Annotated in this window: 20 protein-coding genes; 12 read left to right on the top strand and 8 right to left on the bottom strand. The window is 61.8% G+C overall.

The features are described from left to right. Position 1: 1 nt before the first annotated feature. Together dmeF and ACUN0E_RS14385 are read right to left on the bottom strand one after the other, a co-directional pair. Positions 2-1066 carry a CDF family Co(II)/Ni(II) efflux transporter DmeF gene (dmeF, locus tag ACUN0E_RS14390; RefSeq protein ID WP_445567015.1) on the bottom strand — a complete coding sequence of 355 codons (1065 nt, stop codon included), beginning with the start codon at positions 1064-1066 and terminating at the stop codon, positions 2-4. A gap of 13 nt (positions 1067-1079) precedes the next feature. Further along, positions 1080-1355 carry a metal/formaldehyde-sensitive transcriptional repressor gene (locus ACUN0E_RS14385; protein WP_408224684.1) on the bottom strand — a complete coding sequence of 92 codons (276 nt, stop codon included), beginning with the start codon at positions 1353-1355 and terminating at the stop codon, positions 1080-1082. Between the two features lie 193 nt (positions 1356-1548). Here ACUN0E_RS14385 and ACUN0E_RS14380 point away from each other — a divergent pair, with 193 nt between their 5' ends. Next, on the top strand, positions 1549-2388 hold the full coding sequence (locus tag ACUN0E_RS14380; protein ID WP_445567014.1) for a phytochelatin synthase family protein: 840 nt from the start codon (positions 1549-1551) through the stop codon (positions 2386-2388). Between the two features lie 98 nt (positions 2389-2486). Here ACUN0E_RS14380 and ACUN0E_RS14375 read toward each other — a convergent pair whose 3' ends face one another. The 4 genes from ACUN0E_RS14375 to ACUN0E_RS14360 form a co-directional block, all read right to left on the bottom strand. Then, entirely contained in the window at positions 2487-3134 is a 648-nt protein-coding gene (locus ACUN0E_RS14375) for a glutathione S-transferase family protein (RefSeq protein ID WP_445567013.1), read from the bottom strand. Then, complete coding sequence (locus ACUN0E_RS14370; protein ID WP_445567012.1) at positions 3135-3545, bottom strand: VOC family protein; 411 nt, start codon at positions 3543-3545, stop codon at positions 3135-3137. 117 nt (positions 3546-3662) lie between these two features. Beyond that, positions 3663-5135 (bottom strand): sodium:solute symporter family protein, encoded by a 1473-nt coding sequence (locus ACUN0E_RS14365; protein WP_445567011.1) that lies wholly within the window; start codon positions 5133-5135, stop codon positions 3663-3665. Beyond that, positions 5132-5347 carry a DUF3311 domain-containing protein gene (locus ACUN0E_RS14360; protein ID WP_408224698.1) on the bottom strand — a complete coding sequence of 72 codons (216 nt, stop codon included), beginning with the start codon at positions 5345-5347 and terminating at the stop codon, positions 5132-5134. Before ACUN0E_RS14360 ends, ACUN0E_RS14365 begins: the two co-directional genes overlap by 4 nt. Positions 5348-5699: 352 nt before the next feature. Between ACUN0E_RS14360 and ACUN0E_RS14355 the strand changes: the two genes are divergently transcribed. From ACUN0E_RS14355 to ACUN0E_RS14345, 3 genes are all read left to right on the top strand, one after another. After that, entirely contained in the window at positions 5700-6377 is a 678-nt protein-coding gene (locus ACUN0E_RS14355; protein ID WP_445570443.1) for a MarC family protein, read from the top strand. 75 nt (positions 6378-6452) lie between these two features. Then, the gene (locus tag ACUN0E_RS14350) at positions 6453-7286 is read left to right on the top strand and encodes a class II glutamine amidotransferase (protein WP_445567010.1); all 834 of its coding nucleotides are present in this window, start codon (positions 6453-6455) and stop codon (positions 7284-7286) included. A 6-nt stretch (positions 7287-7292) separates the two neighbouring features. Beyond that, positions 7293-8153, top strand: coding sequence for an MBL fold metallo-hydrolase (locus ACUN0E_RS14345; RefSeq protein ID WP_445567009.1), 861 nt, complete (start codon positions 7293-7295; stop codon positions 8151-8153). A gap of 4 nt (positions 8154-8157) precedes the next feature. Here the strand turns inward: ACUN0E_RS14345 and ACUN0E_RS14340 are convergent, their stop codons facing one another. Beyond that, complete coding sequence (locus ACUN0E_RS14340; RefSeq protein ID WP_445570442.1) at positions 8158-9900, bottom strand: cobaltochelatase CobT-related protein; 1743 nt, start codon at positions 9898-9900, stop codon at positions 8158-8160. Between the two features lie 53 nt (positions 9901-9953). Further along, complete coding sequence (locus tag ACUN0E_RS14335) at positions 9954-11180, bottom strand: AAA family ATPase (RefSeq protein ID WP_445567008.1); 1227 nt, start codon at positions 11178-11180, stop codon at positions 9954-9956. A 521-nt stretch (positions 11181-11701) separates the two neighbouring features. Between ACUN0E_RS14335 and ACUN0E_RS14330 the strand changes: the two genes are divergently transcribed. From ACUN0E_RS14330 to tkt, 8 genes are all read left to right on the top strand, one after another. Next, a complete protein-coding gene (locus tag ACUN0E_RS14330) occupies positions 11702-12787 on the top strand; it encodes a porin (RefSeq protein ID WP_408225252.1) in 1086 nt (361 codons plus the stop codon). 236 nt (positions 12788-13023) lie between these two features. Further along, complete coding sequence (locus tag ACUN0E_RS14325) at positions 13024-13473, top strand: sugar dehydrogenase complex small subunit (RefSeq protein WP_445570441.1); 450 nt, start codon at positions 13024-13026, stop codon at positions 13471-13473. Between the two features lie 3 nt (positions 13474-13476). After that, on the top strand, positions 13477-15087 hold the full coding sequence (locus ACUN0E_RS14320) for a GMC family oxidoreductase (protein ID WP_408336619.1): 1611 nt from the start codon (positions 13477-13479) through the stop codon (positions 15085-15087). 2 nt (positions 15088-15089) lie between these two features. After that, on the top strand, positions 15090-16385 hold the full coding sequence (locus ACUN0E_RS14315; protein WP_445567007.1) for a c-type cytochrome: 1296 nt from the start codon (positions 15090-15092) through the stop codon (positions 16383-16385). A gap of 309 nt (positions 16386-16694) precedes the next feature. Further along, positions 16695-16940 carry a DUF6723 family protein gene (locus ACUN0E_RS14310; protein ID WP_408224716.1) on the top strand — a complete coding sequence of 82 codons (246 nt, stop codon included), beginning with the start codon at positions 16695-16697 and terminating at the stop codon, positions 16938-16940. Positions 16941-17141: 201 nt separating this feature from the next. Next, the gene (locus tag ACUN0E_RS14305; RefSeq protein WP_408336628.1) at positions 17142-17405 is read left to right on the top strand and encodes a hypothetical protein; all 264 of its coding nucleotides are present in this window, start codon (positions 17142-17144) and stop codon (positions 17403-17405) included. 174 nt (positions 17406-17579) lie between these two features. After that, the gene (locus tag ACUN0E_RS14300; protein WP_408484493.1) at positions 17580-18125 is read left to right on the top strand and encodes a cupin domain-containing protein; all 546 of its coding nucleotides are present in this window, start codon (positions 17580-17582) and stop codon (positions 18123-18125) included. Positions 18126-18409: 284 nt separating this feature from the next. Then, positions 18410-20494, top strand: coding sequence for a transketolase (tkt, locus tag ACUN0E_RS14295; protein WP_445567006.1), 2085 nt, complete (start codon positions 18410-18412; stop codon positions 20492-20494). The last annotated feature ends 45 nt before the right edge of the window (positions 20495-20539 follow it).

Genomic DNA, 20539 nt, shown 5'->3' with positions numbered 1-20539 from the left:
TTCAGGCCATCAGTTCCGTTGGGTTGACTTCGACGGTGACGTGCGAGAGTCCGCTGAAGCGTTTCAGCAAGGCATGATAGAAACGCGAGTCATGGCGCGTTTCCTGGGTCGCGACGGATATTACCGCACTCATATGACCGGGGCCCACGCGCCAGACGTGCAAGTCGAGCACCTGGTCGCCGTTATCTTCGATAGCGTGACGCACGTTCTCCGTCATGCGCTGGTCGGGGCTCATATCAAGCAGGATTGCACCTGTGTCGCGCATGAGCCCATATGACCAGTTTGCGATCACCAGCGCGCCGATGATGCCGGCGAGCGGATCCATCCAGAGCCAGCCGAATTCGCGTGCAAGAACCAGGCCGATGATAGCCAGCACCGACACCGCAGCATCCGCCATTACGTGAATGTAGGCTGCGCGGATATTGTGATCCTGCTGGGTGGCGGCTTCAACATCGTGGTGGGCTGTGCGAGCGTTATTGCCGTGAGCTTCGTGCGCATGTCCTTCTTCGTGATCGTGACCGCCGTGACCATGAACTTCATGCGCGTGTTCGTCGTGTTCATGACCGTTATGCGTGTGACGATGCCCGTGACCGTGCCCATGATGATCGCCACGCAGCAGCCACACGCTCGCCAGATTCACCAGCAGGCCGGCGACAGCAATCGGAATCGCTTCGCTGAAGTGAATGGGCACCGGCGAGAGAAAGCGCGACACCGCTTCGTAACCGATCAGGAGGGCAATCATGGCTAACGCAATGGCGCTCGTGAATCCCGCGAGGTCGCCCAGTTTCCCTGTGCCGAATACGAAACGCGCGTCGCTCGCATGCTTGCGCGCATACGTATAAGCGAGTGCCGCGATCAGCATCGCGCCTGCATGGGTCGACATGTGCAGGCCGTCGGCGACGAGCGCCAGCGAACCGAACAGGCTGCCGCCGACGATTTCAGCAACCATCATCACGGCACACAAAGCGATCACCGCCCATGTTCTGCGCTCGTTTTTTTCATGAGCCGCACCCAGAAAAATATGGTCGTGTCCCGCGCCGAAGGCAGCGTTTTTGAAGTCACTCATGTGCTGCTCCCATCTATTTGAAATAGCTGTGAACAACTTCGATGAGTTGTTCAGTAGCACTGCCCGCAGGTTCTTCGTCTGTATGCGCATCCACCAGGTGATTTCTGATGTGGTCCTCGAGCACGACCGCCAGCAGACCGTTCATCGCGCCGCGGCAACTGGTGATCTGCTGAAGTACGTCGGCGCAGCCTCGCTCGTCTTCGAGCGCGCGTTCTACGGCCTCGATCTGCCCCTTGATGCGGCGAACGCGGTTGAGAAGCTTCTGTTTTTCCCGAATCGTGTGACCCATGAATACTCTCCAATATACCCTAGGGGAGTATATATTATTCGAGTGGATGGACAGCGGTTCGGCTCGCGTGGCGTTTGGTTGAAGATTCACGCGCCGACTTATTTCGTGTTAAAAAAACGAGGCTTGCCGATAGGGGATGAAATGCGTTGGCACGCGCGAAGTCGTTCCGAAGTCATCCGCAGCGGAAGGGTTAATGTCCAGATATTCGTTGATGCGCGCCATGCAGCGCGTAAGCCGGCCTGAGTGGATCGTTGTTGCGCTGACGGCAACACTGGCGGCCTGCGCGCCGCTGCCACCGGTTGCAAATCCAGCCGCAAATCAAAGCTCGCATCAGGATTCGCAACAAGCCACTGCATCGGGCGCGGCACGCCCGGCCGATGGACCGCTGCCTGTTCCTCCGAACCTCATTGCGTTGACACAACCGGCCGGCCAGCAGCGGTTGATGACCACCGCCCATAACCAGTCGTACTGGCCGCTGTCGGAGTACTTCGAAACGCAGCGCAACGAAGCCTACTGTTCGGTTGCGAGCTCGGTGATGGCGCTCAATGCGTTGGGCATCCGCCGTCCCGAGTCGACGCAGTACCCGGATTTCCCCTATTTTTCGCAACAGGATTTTTTCCGCAGCGTCGATCCTCAGGTCGCCAACGCCGCGCGGGTATCGAAGGAGGGCATGACGCTCGACCAGCTCAGCGCAGCGCTAGGCGCATTTCCTGTCGAAGTGAGGAAATTCCATGCCGGCGATCTGACGCTCGGTCAGTTTCGCGATCTGATTCGTGACACGACGGGCCACAGCGACCGCTTTGCGTTACTGAACTTCAGGCGGGTGGAGATAGGCGAAGCAGGTGGGGGCCACTGGTCGCCACTTGCCGCATACGACGCCGCAAGCGATAGCGCGCTGCTGCTCGATGTTGCGCGCTACAAGTATCCAGCGGTATGGGTCCCGGTTACGCAACTGTATGCAGGAGCCCAGGCGGTTGATAACGTGAGCGGACTTTCACGCGGCATTGTGATCGTCGGCACGCGAGCGAACTAGCTGGTTAGCGATTTCCAGGGGGCTTCCTGGTCATTTCCACGACCCTTCGGTCCCGCCGGCCACCGCCCCCACCGGTCCGCCAACTGGTTGAGCGCGCATCAATCGTCCTGGTTGCGCCATTCGGTGAGCCCTTCTCGCGCATTCAATTCGATGAACGAGGGCAGGGCGCGCAGCCCGCGGATATAGCGCGCGAGATGTGGCCAGCCGAGTGCCGGGCGCGGCATATTGCGCGTCCAGCGCATCACCACGACCGCGAGGAAATCGGCGGTGCTGAGCTCGCCGCCGACCAGATAGTCGCGTCCGTCGGCGAGATCTGCGTTGAGCCGGTCACAGGCTTCGTCGATGCGCCGCTGCGCGAGCGCCCGGACTGCTTCGGCGCCCGCAGGCTCGCCGTCGATATCCGCGTAAAACCAGTCGCGCATGGCGGGCAGCAGCGTATTGGCCAGATAGACCATGAACTCCAGCCACGCCGCACGATCGGCGGAGCCTGGCGCAGGCGCCAGGGCGGCTTCAGGATGCCGCTCGGCCAGCAGCATGAGCAGCGCGGCCGACTCGTGGCGCGGCGTTCCGTCGACCACGAGCGTAGGAACGCGGCCCGAGGGATTCAGCCGCAGGTATTCGGGGTTCCGTTGATTGCCGGCGTCGATGTCGACGAGATGGGCGTCGAATGGGATGCCCATTTCTATCATCATCCAGTGAACGGCCATGCTTGCCGCGCCCGGCGAGTAGTAAAGAAGGTAGTTCATTCATTCGCTCCGCATGCTTTTTTGTCCCCACGCCGCGTTCTGCAAAACGATCCGGTATCCGTCGGGGTCTTCGAATGTTTTCCCTAGCCGATCCCAATACGGATTTTCCGGTGCACAGGAAAGGACACCAAGTGCCTGAATCCGCTCGACCGCGGCAAGCCATTCGTGGTGCTCGGGTAGATAGAGCACCAGAAGATGCTCGGCGGTAGGCGCTCGCTCGACCATGACGCCGTGCTGGTGTGTGAACTCGATGTGCCAGGGGCACTCACGCCGCCCAAGCACGATACCGTCGAAACCCTCGTGGTTTTCGAAGCGGGCGAGCACCTCGAAGCCTAATCCCCTGGTATAGAAATCGGCGAGCTTGCGCAGATCGTTGGTTGGACGAGCGACTCGGAGAACGGGTGACTGCATCGACGGCTCCGCGGATGATATAGGTGCCGCAGAGCATAGCGCGAAAGCAGAAAAAGGGGCTGGCGCTCAAGGCGACCAGCCCCTTCAACCGCTATACAGGAAGATCCGAAGAAAACCTTAATGCACCGGCGCGTGAGTCTGCTCGACCGGCCGCGGTTGCGTCGCCGCGCTCACCACGGCAAAAACAATGATGTTCACGGCGAGCGCCAGGAAGCCGATATTGATGTCCTTTAACGCGTCAGGCAAAAACGGCATCAACTGCGCAACACTCAGGTGCATGGTGGTCGTCAGGGTCACGACGGCGACGCCCGCCAGAATCCCGCAAAACGCGCCGTACTTGGTCGCCCGGTTACGCCGCAGCAAGCTGCAGATCACCGCCGGAAACAGCTGGGTCACGAAGCTGTAGCCCATCAGCAGCAACGCCACGATGGTCTCGCCGCCGTGCAGCGTAAAACCCACGGCGACGAGTGCCACCACCGGCACCAGGAAGCGCGCGAGCTTGGTCACCGTCGCATCTGATGCACTGCGGTTCACCATGCCGCGATACACGTCGTTGGCGAGCAGCGTGGACGCCGACGTCAGAATCATGGAACCCGGCACCAGCGCCGTCAGAATCCCCGCCGCGCCGATCACGCCGACGAACCACGGGTCGAAAGTCTGCAACGACAGGCGGAACAGCGACAGGTCGATGTCGCCACCCTTCAGGCCCGGGACCTTCAGCGTCGCCGCAAAGCCCACGAAGAACACGAACAGCAGAATGAGCTGGTACAGCGGCAGCACCATCGCGTTACGCCGGAAAATACGCTCGTCCTTCGCGGTGTAAATCGAACCGAAGGTGTGCGGCCACATGAAGAAGCCCAAGGCGGTCAGGAGCACGGTCGACTGGAACCAGGTCACGCTCGAACCCTTGGCCGGGAAGGTCAGGAAACCCGGGCGCGCGGCATCGATTGCGTGGAACATCGCGCCGAAGCCGCCATAGTAGTGCAGCGGCAAATAGATGCCGAGGAACAGCACGATCGCCAGAATCAGCAGATCTTTCACGACCGAATTCCACGCGGAACCGCGCACGCCGGAGACGATCACGTAAGCCGTCACCACCGCGGCGCCGATCCAGATGGCGGCCGTCGAAGAAATCGCGCCATACGAGGCCGTTGCGACGATGATGCCGAGGCCCTTGAGTTGCAGCACGAGGTAGGGAATCAGCGCGGCCACGCCGACCAGCGCGACGAGCGTGCCAAGCGCCGGGCTGTCGTACTTGCGCGCGAAGAAGTGCGGCTGCGAGACGAGGCGGTGATTCTTCGCGTAACGCCAGATGGGCGGCAGCATCCAGTACGAGAGGATGTAAGCGAGCGTGCCGTAGGCAAGAATGTAGTAGACCGGCGCGCCCTTGCCATAAGCAAAGCCGCTGCCGCCGAGGAAGGTGAAGGTCGTGTAGATCTCGCCCGCCATGAGCAGGAACACGAACGCGGTGCCGAAACTGCGGCCGCCCACGGTCCACTGTTCGAGGCTCATGTCGTGGCCGCGCCGCGCGCGCACGCCCAGGTACAGCGCAAACAGCGTAATCGCCGCAATGATGACGAGTGCGCTCATGATCGGGCCTCCTCGCCGTCCGCGGCAAGCTGACGGTTAGTCGGGTCCAGGCGGTAAATGATCGCCATGATGATCGAACTGAGCACCACCCACATGACGATCCAGGCCAGCACGAACGGCATGCCGAGCACTAGCGGCTCGACACGATTCACAAATGGGACGCCAAGCAGAATGCCGACGAACGGCAGCGCAGCGAGTACACGAAGCAACATGGGGGGCAACTCCTCGAACCGGTAAGTACGTCTCGTTGAAAGTGCAGCTTCGCTGAGGACTTTATGCCTGATGCTTTGACTACGTAAAGTAAGTCAAAAAAGTGTAGGCTTTCTGAAAGTTGTGCGCACATCTTTCTTTGCCGGTCTGCTGCAGTGCAATGCCGCGCGCTGCTTGCATCGCCCCCTTTTTTACCAATTTGCGTGCCGCGCCGCGATATCATCTGACCCACGCAACTTGAGCATCAATCTGGACAGGCCGAAGGCGTCCAGCACTTCAACTCAGCGCGGCGCATCGGTGGGCAGTCAGTCGAATAACCCGCCCGACCGAGCCGCTGCCCGAAACGGATCGCATATGGTCGAAAGTCTGATCTCGGATATCCTCTTTGGCTTCACCGGGCTGATCAGCATCATCAACCCAATCGGCATGGCGTTCGTCTTTCTCGACCGGACAGCATCGCTCACGACAGAAGACCGCACCGCGCTCGCCAAGAAAATCGCCTTCAATGTTATGTGCGTGATGCTCGTCGCTTTCTTTGTCGGCACCCCGATTCTCCATTTCTTCGGCATCTCCATGGAGGCACTGCGTATCGGCGGGGGGCTGGCGGTTGCCGTTGGCGGCTGGCAGATGCTCAACGCGCCCGACACGCAACCGGCCGAGCAGCCGGCCGTCAAACGCGTGGATTCGGATAACGCCATGTCGAAGGCGTTCTTTCCTCTCACTATTCCTCTCACCACCGGGCCCGGTTCGATCGCTACTGCAATCGCGCTGACCGCGAACCGCACGCATAAGCTGTCGGCGTTCGTGCTGTCGAGCATTGCGTCGGTCGTGATCTCGGTTCTGGTGGCGTTCACCGTCTACCTGATTTACAGCCGGGCGGTGGTTTTCGCCAAATATCTCGGCGTGGACGGCACCAAGGTCGCGATGCGGGTTTCGTCGTTTCTGCTGCTGTGCATCGGCGTACAAATTATCCTGACCGGTTTTTCAGAGTTCCTGATACCGATCGCGCAGATGCAACCCGTGGTCAAATAGCGAACGGCGGCGCGCGGGCCTATTCGAGGCTGGGCGAGGTTCGTCAGACATCTCGTCGCGACAGGAGGAAAACGCATGTGCCGCTGGCTCGCTTATACCGGCAACCCGCTTCAACTCGAAACGGTGTTGTTCAACGCCAAACACTCCTTGATCGACCAGAGCCTGCATTCGCAGCTCGGCCAGACCACCACGAACGGCGACGGGTTCGGCATCGGCTGGTACGGCCATCCCACCGACATCCCGTTTCGCTACCGCAGTATTCAGCCCGCCTGGAGCGACCGCAACCTGCGCGAGGCCGCGCGGGCCATTCGCGCGCCGCTGTTCGTCGCGCATGTGCGCGCGGCCACCGACACACCGTCGCAGGAAACCAACTGCCATCCATTCCGCTATGGCCGGTGGCTCTTTATGCATAACGGGCTGGTGCGCAACTATCCGGCGGTACGCCGCGATCTGATGCTGGCGATCAATCCGGAGTTGTTTCCATCGGTGGAAGGCTCGACGGATTCCGAGGTGCTGTTTTTTCTTGCGCTGACCTTCGGTCTCGAACTGGCGCCGGTTACCGCGATCGAGCGGATGGTGGGTTTCGTCGAGGACATCGGGCGCAAACATGGTATCGATGAACCGCTGAACATGACGGTCTGCGCAACCGACGGCGAGCAGGTGATCGCGGTTCGCTATTCGAGCGAAGGGCAGTCGCGCTCGCTCTTCCACAGCACCTCGTTCCGGCATCTGCACGAACTGTATCCGGACGACCCGCGCATCACGGCGGTTGGCGAGGACGCGTTTCTCGTGTTGTCGGAGCCGCTTGCGGATTTACCCGGCTGGTGGGAAGAGATTCCGGAGAGCACGGCCGTGGTCGCGCGCGGCGGCGGGATCGAACAGTATTCGTTCAAGCCCAAACTGGTGTAGCGCGCCATGACACCTCAGATAGAAGCCTTTTACGATCCGGTGACCGGCACGTTCACCTATGTGGTGTACACGTCAGAAGGTTCGGCGTGCGCCGTGATCGATCCGGTGCTCGACTACGACCCGAAATCCGGGCACACGTCAACCGGTTCAGCCGAACGCGTTGTCGCTTTCGTCAGGCAACATGGGTTGCGCGTCGAATGGTTGCTGGAGACGCATGCCCATGCCGATCACGTTTCGGCGGCGCCTTTTCTGAAAGAGGCGTTGGGCGGCAAGATTGCGATTGGCGAAAGCATCCGCATCGTCCAGGCCGCATTCAGGCGCATCTTCAATCTTGGCGAAGACATGCATACCGACGGCCGCCAGTTCGATCATCTATTCGCGTCCGGCGAGCATTTCAGCATCGGTGAACTGAGTGGGGAAGCGCTGCACGTGCCCGGTCATACGCCAGCGGATATGGCTTATCGGATTGGCAACGCTGTGTTTGTCGGCGATACGTTGTTTATGCCGGACGTCGGCTCGGCGCGCTGCGATTTTCCGGGTGGCGACGCGAATACCTTGTATGCCTCGGCACGCAAGCTGCTCGCATTACCACCGGAAACACGGCTGTGCATGTGCCACGACTACCCGCCGCCGTCACGCGGGCCGAACTGGCAGACCAGCGTTGCCGAACAGCGGCGCAGCAATATTCATCTGCACGACGATGTGAGCCAGGAGGCCTTCGTCGCCATGCGCACCGCGCGTGATCGCACGCTCGGCATGCCGACGCTGATCCTGCCGGCGATCCAGCTCAATATCCGCGCGGGCATGCCGCCTGAGCCGGAAGCGAATGGCGTGCGCTATCTGAAGATTCCGTTGAATGCGTTTTGATGCGCTAGCGCGTGAGCAGCATCGAACTCAACACCGAGAACACCGTCGACGGCAATTCGGCAAGGCGGCTCACCACCACGTTGTGAGGATAGAAGTCCTCGACCGCATCGGTCAGCACGCCGATCCCCACCAGTTCGATGCCGCGTTTCTGGATCGCCGCGACGCGTTCGCGCAGATCGTGGCGCAGCACGTGCGGATCGCCGTCGCCGGTTGACGGATAGCCATCCGAGAACACGATCAGGATGCGCCGCTCGGCTTGATGATCGGCGAGCCGCGTCGCTGCCCAGGCCAGCGCCTCGCCGTCCGGATTCTCGTGGCCGCAATCGATCCTGGCAATGCCGCTCAGATCCGTGGCGCCAAAGCGTTTGTAGACCTTCAGATCGAGCCGCTCGACAAAGCGGTTATAGCGTCGCAAATCCGCACCGGCCGCCAGTTGCCGTTCATGGAGTTGCTTCATCGGCGCGGATTCGAGCGAGCAGTACCCGAGCACTTCGCAGTCGAACGACAACTGTGTCAGCGCATCGCACAATGCCGTGGCGCACAGACGCGCGAGTTCGATCTTGCGCCCGGCCATCGAGCCGCTGCGATCGATCAGCAAGGTCACGGCAACGTCGCGCCCTTTGGCCGCCCGCTGCGTGCGAAACGGCGTACGGTAGCCAGGCGAGGTGGCGAGCTTCGCCAGTGCGGTACGGTCGATCTCCCCGCGTTCCTGTTCGCGGCGCCAACGGGTGCGTTCGTCGGCGCTCAGCGCTCGCTCGAGCTTTTCCTTGAGCGGCGCGGTATCCGCCCGTGCCTGCGCGCGAAGCTCGCGCCATGTCGCACTGTCGCCCTGGCCAGTGATGTCGGTGATTTCGTCGAATTCGGTGGCAAGCGGAATCGATAGCCGCGAGCGGGCGATTTCTGACGCTGCAGCGGCTTCGCCTTCGGAACGTGCCGAGGGTTGCTGCGCATCGGCCAGCGATTGCCCCATGCCCACCGCATTCTCCGCCTGTGCGCCGCCACTTTTATCGGACGGCGGCGAGGCCGCGTTGTCCTGGTCGGGCAGGGCCGTGTCGTCATCATTGAGCGGCGCCGAGGAAGAAGCGGCGGTTTCCGTATCGATGTCCTCAACCGGATCCGCGGTGAACACCATGCTGTTGACATCGCCCGCCGACAAAGCCCGCACGCGTGCCACCAACGCCTGTGCTGCCGCGATGCTATGCGCGGTCGAGCGGCTTCTGCGCGCCTCGTCGAGCAGATCCTGCGAGGCGTGCAGCGCGGCCAGCAGTGAATGAATGGCTTCGGTCCGTGTCGGCTGTTCGTCCCACAGCGCGCGCTCCACCAGCCAGACCAGCCGGTCGCGCCAATGCAGCTTCGGCCAACGCTGCCGCGCCTGTTCGGCGGCATGCACACGCAGCTTGCCGATAAACCAGCGCGCGCCCGGATACTCGTCGAGCAGTTGCGCACAGACGCGGCGGTCCTCGATAACCTGCGCGAGATTCGCCGCAACGCCGGCAGGCAGCGCGTTCATCTGCGCGAGCGACGAATGCTTGGCGCGCGCCACCAGCAGATCCAGATAACCGATCAGCACGTCACGCTCAACGCCGCCGCTCAGTTCATAGTCGGGAATCACGATGCGGCCAGGTTCGACACGCGGACCGTCCGGACTGAATGCGACAGTCACGCCGTATTGCCCGGTCAGCACGCGCGCCACTTTGCTGAGCGTCGATTCGAACGCGAAGCCTTGCGTGTCGCGCGTTGCGTGCATGGCGCTCATGGTGCGGGTTGGACTCGATGTGTTCGATGTGCTCACTGGCCGCGTCAGGCGGCCGGCGCGATGTGATGGCGAACAATGCCCCGAATCAGCGCGGCATCTTCAGGACTGACCTTTGCATAAATCGCAGGACCGGCGGCGCGTTCGGGGTCGCCGGTGCGCAGCATGAGCTCGGCCCAGTCGAGGAGGCGCCGCGTGGAGAACGCGCTCGACAGGTCTTCGCGGGCGAACGCCGCGCGGCAGTCGGCGGCAATCGCGGCAAGAGTGGTCGCGAGCGCACGTGTCATATGCGGGGCGAGCGTGCGCGTCAGCACGTCGGCTTCTTCAGCCGGCGTCAGATAGTCGAGCATGTAGACGCGCCAGCGATCGAGGAACGCTTCGTTCATCAGATTCGCGCCTTGATACAGATGGCGGAACTGGCTCATCGCACCGACCGCATTGGCCGTGGCGAACAGCCTGAACACGGGATGCGGCGCGACGATCTCATTGCCTTTCTCTTTCAGCACGAGGCGCCCGTGCGGTTCGAGCACGGCGGTGAGGGCGGCGAGAATCGACGGTTCGGCGAAGTCGATTTCGTCGACGATCAGCCACAAACCTTCGCGCATCGCGGTGGGCAGCACGCCGTCCACCCAGATCGTTTCGCCGCCCTTGACCGTCCAGAAACCGACAAAATCGCCGACGGTGGTTTGCCCATTCATGTTCGAGCGCAACACGCCGTGAAGCGAGCGCGCGGCGACCTGTTCGATCAGACTGGTCTTGCCGGCGCCGGTGTGCCCGATCAGCATGACGCGCCGGTTCTCCACGATATCTTCGACAATGTCGTTAAAGCGCTCGGAAAACAGATAGGCCGGATTGAGGCGTGGCACGAGCGGATTGTCCACGCCGCACGGCACGTCGACATGGCCGATGCGCACGGTTTCGCCCGCGCCCTCTACCGGCAGGTGACGCCTCGCCGCCGAGGCCCGCGCCGCGACGCGCTGCAACTCCGGCATGAAGGCCACCCGTTGTGCCGCACCCGCTTCGTCGGCGGCATCGGGTGTATCGATCGCAAAGCCTTCGCGGCGCCACTTCTTCAGCTTCGCGCGCAGGTTTTCAGCGTCGACCACGAGATCGATATCGACCGACCCGGTGCCGTTGCCTTCATCCACCCCATGCTCGAGCCGGTAGTTTTCCGGCCGGTCCGCCACGCTGACGCGCCACCATTCCGCGCCGGTTTCGGTCGCGCGTTGGTAAAGCCCAAGGTTTTCGTCTTCGGTGAGTTCAGGCGCGTTCATGGCAAGTGGCAAATGGTGAATGGTCAGATAACAAATAATGCGTTTCGATTTGGCTGAGGCCGAATGACCGACTATCTTATCGTGAGTACCTTTCGATCTGCCCGGCAGGGATCTTTTTTGGCGCGCGTCGATTCGATTGCGGATTTCAATGTCGAGTGTCGAGTGCGCTGATAGCAAAAGTTTATTGCGTCAAACGGATAGGCTATGAAGCGTCGATCACCTATAGTGCGTGCGCGCAGCGTGTAGTTTTACAACATCCCATTGGCAAACTGGTTCAATCCGGCGTAATGCGGTCAGAACCCTGCTGGCACAACCCGGTATGTGCAACAGGTCATTGCCCATACCGTTCAACTGTCTGCGCGAGACCCACTGGCGCGGCACGTACCGCTGGTCCGCAACCCGCCAGCACGTTGAGCCGCAGTGTGACACGGCGAGTAGTTTTGGTTCATCGGCAGTTGGCTTTGCCCATCATTTCGACAGAAGAAACTCACGGCAAAACAATGAGACTACATACAAAATTAATGGCGGCCCTGGCAGTCGCGAGTCCACTGGCATACGGTCAAACCAGTGTGGAGTTATATGGCCGTCTCGACGGCGGCGTGGAATACCTGAATCACATCAACAATGGCGCGGGCGGCAGTTCGAGCCGATGGAGTGCTGAAGGCGGCGATTGGGGTACCAGTATGCTGGGCCTCAAAGGCAATGAAGATCTGGGCGGCGGGCTGAATGCGATCTTCAACCTGGAAACCGGTCTGCAAATCATGAACGGCACGAGCAGCGGCGGACGGCTATGGTCGCGGCGTGCCTTCGTCGGGCTGAAGAGCGACCAGTGGGGTACGCTGCAAGCCGGGCGCAATCTGTTCATCGACAGCGACGGCGTGTGGGAATTCGACCCGTTCGTGCAGCAGGCATTTTCCTCGGCGTCGCTCGTACGTGGGCGCAACTGGCAGCAGACCAGCAATAACGTCGAGTATCACAGCCCGGTGCTGTGGGGGTTCGACGTACAGGCGCAATACGCCTTCGGCAATCAGCCTGGCGCGTTCAACAGTGGTGCGACGGGCGAGTTTGGCCGCTCCGACGGCATCATGCTCACGTATCACTCGTCACTCTTCGACGTGCGCGGTATTTATGACGAGCTGCGCGACAGCAACGGCCGCTTGAGCAACATCTTCCAGAGCTCGCGCGAATACTTCGTCGGTGCGAATGTGCATTTCGACGCGGTGAAGATCCAGGGCGCGTATACGCATTACGCGGCGCCGGATTCTCCGGTGGGTGTGGCCGACAGCGCCGATCACTATTGGCTCGGCGTCACGTACAACGTTCAGCCGCGCTGGGCCGTGACCGGGGGCGGTTACTACATCAGGGTCGGCGACGGCGGCGGCGATGCCTCGCACGATCCGTCCGGCCATGCCATGATGTACGCGCTCGGCACGACTTATAACCTGTCGAAGCGCACCTTCCTGTACGGCACGGTGGCCTATGTCAGCAACAGCAGCAACGCGAATTTTTCGCTTGAAGCGTCGCCGCGCGACGCCGTCAATAACACGAGTCCGCTCGCGGGCGAATCGCAAACCGGCGCGTATGTCGGGATGATGCATCAGTTCTAACGCCGCTTTAGCGCTACATTCAGCACATCCGGCAGCCTCTTCGGCAAGACAGCAAGCAGCATGAAAGCAGCACAACGAGCAACACGGCTGGCGTGGTCTGTCGCTCCGCAGTACCTGCAATACGTATAAAACGCCTCACAAGGGAAAAACAACAATTGACTCCACAAGACTCTCACGACGAGTCCCTCAAGGGGACCACCTTCGGCGCGCATGCCGCGAGCGGCGAGCCGTCCACCATGACGCGCCGTCGCTGGCTGCAAGGCGCGCTCGCGTTGACGGCAGCCGGTCTGACCGGTTCGCTCGCGCTCAAGGCATTGGCCGACGAATCGGCCGTCGCGCCGATCGACGCCTTCATGACACTGTCGCAATCGTTGACCGCCAGATCCGCTCTCGATCGCAACGTCGGCGCGCGCTTGCTGGCCGCGTTGCAGCAGTCCGCGCCCGATCTCGCGCAGCAGTTGCCGAAGCTGGCCGGCGCGCTCGCAGCCGGTTCTGCCGATGCCGCGCAACAGGCGCTCGCGCTGAAGATCATGGAAGCCTGGTATCTCGGTACGGTGGACAACCAGGTGATCACGTATGAACAGGCGCTGATGTACGACGTCGTCTCCGACACGCTGATCATCCGTTCGTATTGCCCCAACAAACCCGGTTTCTGGGCCGCCAAACCCATCGAAAGGCAAGCTTAAGCAATGGCTGACACACAACAAGCCGATATCGTCGTCGTTGGGTCGGGCGTCGCGGGCGCGATCGTCGCGCATCAAATGGCTCTCGCGGGCAAGTCTGTGATCCTGCTCGAAGCAGGGCCGCGCATGCCACGCTGGGAGATCGTCGAGCGTTTTCGCAATCAGTTCGACAAGTCCGATAACTCGGCGCCGTATCCGTCGAGCGCATGGGCGCCGCATCCGGAATATGGGCCGCCGAACAACTATCTGATCCTGAAGGGTGAGCACAAATTCAACTCGCAGTACATCCGTGCCGTGGGCGGGACGACGTGGCACTGGGCCGCGTCCGCGTGGCGCTTCATGCCGAACGACTTCCGCATGAAGACCACCTATGGCGTGGGCCGCGACTGGCCGATGGAGTACGAGGAACTGGAGCCGTATTACCAGCGCGCCGAAGAAGAACTCGGCGTGTGGGGCCCAACCGACGAAGAACTCGGTTCGCCGCGCAGCCAGCCGTACCCAATGGCGCCGCTGCCGCTGTCGTATAACGAGCAGACCATCAAGGGCAAGCTCAACGCGTTCGACTCGCGCTATCACGTCGTGACCGAACCGGTCGCGCGGAACAGCCGTCCGTACGATGGCCGCCCGACCTGTTGCGGCAACAACAACTGCATGCCGATCTGCCCGATTGGCGCGATGTACAACGGCATCGTGCACGTTGAAAAAGCGGAGCAGGCCGGCGCGAAACTGATTGATAACGCGGTCGTCTACAAGCTCGAAGTCGGTGCGAACAAGCGCATCACCGCCGCTCTGTATAAAGATCCGCAGGGCAATGAGCATCGTGTGGAAGGCAAGTATTTCGTGCTCGCCGCGAACGGCATCGAAACGCCGAAGATCATGCTGATGTCCACCAGCCACGATTTCCCGAACGGCGTGGGCAATAGCTCCGACATGGTGGGCCGCAATCTGATGGACCACCCGGGCACGGGCGTCACGTTCTACGCGGACGAAAAACTCTGGCCGGGCCGCGGTCCACAGGAAATGACTTCGCTGATCGGCTTTCGCGACGGAGCATTCCGCGCGAATGAGGCCGCCAAGAAGATCCACTTGTCGAACCTGTCGCGTATCGATCAGGAAACGGCGAAGATTTTCAAGCAGGGCAAGCTGATCAAACCGGCCGAACTGGACGCGCAGATTCGCGACCGTTCGGCGCGCTTTGTCGAGTTCGACTGCTTCCACGAAATCCTGCCGCAACCGCAAAACCGCATCGTGCCGAGCAAGACGGAAGTCGATGCAATCGGCATTCCGCGCCCCGAAATTACCTATGCGATCGACGATTACGTGAAGCGCGGCGCTGTCCATACGAAAGAGGTCTACGCGAACGCAGCGAAAGTGCTGGGCGGAACGGAGATCGAGTATCAGGACGAGTTCGCACCGAACAATCACATCACGGGCGCGACCATCATGGGCAGCGACCCACGCGATTCGGTGGTCGACAAGTATTGCCGGACCTTCGATCACCCGAACCTGTTCATCTCGAGCAGCGCGACGATGCCGACGGTGGGCACCGTCAACGTGACGCTGTCCATTGCCGCGCTTGCACTTCGCATGGCCGACCAGTTGAAGAAGGAAGTTTGAACGTGCTGAAAAAGACCTTTTTCTGGCTGCTGGCCGGTGCGCTGGTTCTGCCCGCATTAGCGCAGGCCGACGATTCCGCCGGTGCGGTGAGCAGCAACGACACCGCGTTGATCAAACGCGGTGAATACCTCGCGACGGCGGGCGATTGCATGGCCTGTCATAGCACCGTCAAGGGCAAGCCGTTTGCCGGAGGCCTGCCGCTGAAAGTGCCGATGCTCGGCACGATCTATTCGAGCAACATCACGCCGGATGCGCAAACGGGTATCGGCACGTGGTCGCTCGAGGACTTCGATCGCGCGGTGCGCAAGGGCGTCTCAAAGGACGGCCATAACCTGTATCCGGCAATGCCGTACGTGTCTTACGCGAAGGTTGGCGACGATGACGTGAAGGCCTTGTACGCCTACTTCCGCTACGGCGTTGCGCCGGTGAACCAGGCCGCGCGCGCGAGCGACATTCCGTGGCCGCTCAACATGCGCTGGCCGCTGACGGCATGGAACTGGGTGTTCCTGAAGAACGGCCCCTATCAGGCCAGGCCGGGCCAGAGCGTCGAATGGAATCGCGGTGCGTATCTCGTGCAAGGCCTCGCGCATTGCAGCACCTGCCACACGCCGCGCGGCTTCGCGATGCAGGAGCAGGCGCTCGACGAAACCGGCAGCGGCTTCCTCGGCGGCTCGGTGCTGGCGGGTTGGGATGGCTACAACATCACCTCGTCGGCCAATAGCGGCATTGGCGGCTGGAGTCACGCGCAACTCGTGCAGTATCTGCAAACCGGCAGCGTGCCGGGTGTCGCGCAAGCGGCCGGTCCGATGGGCGAAGCCGTCGAGCACAGCTTCTCGAAGATGACCGGCGCGGATATCGATGCGATCGCCACTTACGTGCGCACGGTGCCGGCGGTGAACGACAGCAGTTCGCAGCCACGCAACGCATGGGGCAAGCCGTCGACCGACGTCACGCGTTTGCGCGGCATCGCAATGAGCGACGGTACGCTCGATCCGGCGCGCCTATACCTCGGCAACTGTGCGACCTGCCACCAGGCGCAAGGCAAGGGCACGCCGGATGGGTACTATCCGCCGCTGCTGCATAACTCGACGGTAGGCGCGTCCAATCCGGGCAACCTCGTGCAGGTGATCTTGCATGGCGTACACCGCAAGACCGCAGGCAACGATGTCGGCATGCCGGCATTCGCCACGCAGTTGAACGATGCGCAGGTTGCCGCGCTTACCAACTACGTGACCACGCAGTTCGGTAATCCGGCGGCCACGCGGGTGAGCGACAAGGACGTCGCGAAGCTGCGTTAAGCGCGCCTTAAGCGGTATTCTTTCTGGACGTTGGTAGCAACGAAAAAAGGCGCACCGGTTTAAAGCCGGCGCGCCTTTTTCATTGCAGGTTGGCATCTTGATTGGCGCTTACAACGCCCTGAACCACGAAGCAGCGGATTTTAAGTCCGCACCGTGTACGTCCGCTTATCGTCGCGCTGAACCCATCCCGCTCCGGGTGGAACAGGTATTGCTCGACGTCGGCACGCGCTCGCTGCCGTTACGGCATCTGACGACGCAATACGACACCGGAATTGACGCACCCAAGGTGCAGGGATAAGGGAACAACACATGGCGCGACATAAGGCCGACGTTACTGACGACGACTTCGAGATTTACGCCAGCTATCACGGAACAGGCGACGGCCGTTACGTAGGTGGACTGAAGGTCGTCAGAAAAGCTGACAGGAGGATTCTGTTTCCCTTCGACGGCGCACCGGAGATCGGCCCCTACGCGACCGCCGACGAGGCACGCCGGGCCGCAATCGACTACGGCCGGGAGATCGTCGCCGCCGACCGCGCGGCACCGGAGCAATAGCATCGGCCCGGATCGTCCGGATGCAGGTCCGGCAGTGTGGGATGCACAGACACCTTTTTACAAAAAATGGTCCAGACCTTCAGCATCGGTACCGCAACGGCCATGCCCACGCACGGCTGCTGAGCGGGCTAGCCACACTTGTCGCAGAGAGGGACCGGTTGTTGCTGCATTGATGCTATCGCCGACTTCAAGGAGCGCATCATGCAGGACAGTAAATCCACCGAAGACCGCAACGCAGCGCACGAAGCACCGGATGCGAAACCGCGCAGCAAATCGAGCGGTGCCCACTATGTCGAGCCCAGTCCGCTCGGTATCGAGCCAGTGGAGCAAACTGAGGTCGCCGCGCAGACCAACCCGCGGCGTTCGAGCGAGCGTCCGAAGCAAACCGCCGAAGTGCCGCTGGGCACCGGTACGCACGCCGAGCCACCGGGCGGTGGCGGACGCGAGTCGCAAGGCAAGAAGTGATGTTGCGCGTGCGATCGACCGGCAAGGCTCGCAATATCGTCATACGTTTGTACACGCGCTCGCAACCGTAGCGCTGTGCACGGGCGCTTCAGCAGAGCGCGCGCACGGGCGGGCGCGTTTTATGCGTCGCTGCACAGATTGCCGCGTCTGGCGCGTGAAGCACAGGAGCAGACCATGTACAACGATTCGAAGCACGGATTCGACGCGGCTCAGACCCGGTACGAAGCGTTCATGCTGGAGCCGCACGAATGGGTGCCGAACAGCCGAAAGTTGCCGGTGATCATTTACCGTGGAGCACTCGCTTCGGACAGCGGTGACCTTGCCGCCGCGTTCGAGATCCTGTTCGAAGGCAACGCGTGGCCTCCGCAATGGCGCGACGGGATTTTCGATTACCACCATTTCCATGCGACCGCGCACGAAGTGCTCGGTGTCACCGACGGTTCCGCCGAGGTGATCGTCGGCGGTCCGGGCGGCAGGGTGGTGAACCTGTCCGCGGGCGACGCCTTGCTGCTGCCTGCGGGCACCGGCCATTGCCTGCAATCGTTCGCACGTCACTTTCAGGTGGTGGCGGGTTATCCGGCAGGCCAGCAATGGGATATCCGCCGTGAAGCGCTGACGCCGAAAGAGCAGGCGGCGATGGAGGCTTTGCCGTTCCCCGCCATGGATCCGGTCGACGGCAAGCGTGGCCCGCTGATCGAACACTGGCTGCACGCGGCATGATCGCAATGGCGGCGAGCTTGTTTCTCCCGCTTTTGCATGCACGGGGCCCGCTGTGCCGGCACATAACCGCAAGCCGCCTGAAAGAACACGCTCCGATCATCAGTACGACACGGCGCTGGATGTAACGCGCCGTGCAGATTTGCGCGCATCGGCGCATCATCGTTGAGTCTGGCTGCGGTTCCTCATGCGTCGTTCCACGCGCTTCCCTACGAACACCGATCGCCGGCCACGCCGATACCGTGTGTCCTGGCGATGTCTCCAACCGCCGAACAAGGAGTGTCCTCATGCAAAACGATCCCGCCCGCGATCAGCTGTGCATCAACACGATTCGCACGCTATCGATGGACGCTGTGCAAAAGGCCAATTCCGGTCACCCCGGCACGCCGATGGGATTGGCGCCGGTCGCCTATCATTTGTGGCAGAACCACCTTCGCTATGATCCGGACGAGCCGCTGTGGCCGAATCGCGACCGCTTCGTGCTCTCGGTGGGCCATGCGTCGATGCTGCTGTATTCGCTGCTGCATCTGGCGAACGTCAAAGCTGTGGATGACGACGGCAAGCCGACCGGTTCGCCCGCCGTCTCGCTCGAAGATATCGAACATTTCCGTCAGCTCGGCAGCAACACGCCGGGCCACCCCGAATACCGCATGACCACCGGTGTGGAAACCACCACTGGGCCGCTCGGCCAGGGGCTGGGCAATAGCGTCGGCATGGCGATGGCGGCACGCTGGTACGAAAGCCACTTCAACAAACCCGATGCACCGCTGTTCGATTACCGCGTCTATGCGCTATGCGGCGACGGCGACATGATGGAAGGCATCTCGCACGAAGCGGCTTCGCTCGCAGGGCATCTGCAACTGTCGAATCTGATCTGGATCTACGACAGTAACCGCGTGACGATCGAAGGTCACACCGACCTCGCCTATAGCGACGACGTGGAGACCCGCTTCCGCGGTTACAACTGGCACACCCTGCATGTGAACGACGCGAACGACGCCGCGGCGCTGGAAGCCGCATTTGTCGAAGCGAAAAGCGTCACGGACCGGCCGACGTTGATCGTGGTTCACAGCATCATTGGTTGGGGGGCGCCGCATAAGCAGGACACCTCCGCCGCGCATGGTGAACCGCTCGGCGTCGAAGAAGTGGCGCTCGCCAAGAAAGCCTACGGCTGGCCCGAAGACAAATTTTTCTATGTCCCGGACGGCGTGCATGAACGCTTCGCGCAGGGCATCGGCGCGCGTGGCAAGGCGGCGCGCGAGGAGTGGCAGGCCAGATACAATGCGTACAACAAGAAACACCCGGAACTGTCGCGTGAGTTCGCCCAGATGGAAGCGCACGAATTGCCTGAGGGCTGGGACAGCGGCATCCCGACATTCGATGCCGACCCGAAGGGCATCGCCTCGCGCGAATCGTCGGGCAAGGTGCTCAACGCAATTGCCGCGCGCGTGCCCTGGATGATCGGCGGTGCGGCCGATCTTTCTCCCTCCACCAAGACCAATCTGAAACTCGAAGGCGCGGGCAGCTTCGAACACGATAACTATGGCGGCTGCAACCTGCACTTCGGGATTCGCGAGCACGGAATGGGCGCCGCCGTAAACGGCCTCGCGTTGTCGAATTTACGGCCGTTCGGGTCAACCTTCCTGATTTTCAGCGACTACATGAAGCCGCCGATCCGGCTCTCGGCGATCATGGAAGTGCCGTCCATCTACGTGTTCACGCACGACTCTATTGGCGTCGGCGAGGATGGTCCGACCCATCAGCCGGTCGAGCAACTGGCCTCGCTGCGCGGTGTGCCAGGGTTGACCGTGCTGCGCCCGGGCGATGCGAACGAAGTTGCCGAGGTCTGGCGTGTGGCGATGTCGGATCCGCGGCGGCCGTCGTGCATCGTCGTGTCGCGTCAGGCGTTGCCGACTTTGGACCGCACACGCTATGCGTCGGCCAGGGGCGTGCAGAAGGGCGCGTATGTGCTCGCCGATGCGCCAGACGGGCAGAAGCCTGAAGTGATTTTGCTCGCCACGGGCAGCGAACTGTCGCTGTGCGTCGACGTCTACGAGAAGCTCAGGAGCGAAGGGATCGCGGCGCGGGTGGTGTCGATGCCGTCGTGGGACCTCTTCGAGCGTCAGGACGAGGCGTATCAGGACTCGGTGCTGCCGCCCGACGTGGATGCGCGCGTCGCGGTCGAACAGGCGTCGACGCTGGGCTGGGATCGCTATGTCGGGCGGCTTGGTGCGCAGGTGGTGATGCATACGTTCGGCGCGTCCGCGCCGTTCGCCGACCTGAAGAAGAAGTTCGGCTTCACGCCCGAATATGTGTATGACGCGGCGAAGCAGCAGATTGCGCGGGTGAAGGCGAAGCGCAGCCAGAAGTAAGGCGTACTCGCGGTTAAGGCGCCATCAGTAGCGAAGAAGCCGGCA

The organism is Paraburkholderia sp. D1E (assembly GCF_052682275.1).
This window is presented reverse-complemented; position numbering and strand designations above follow the sequence as displayed.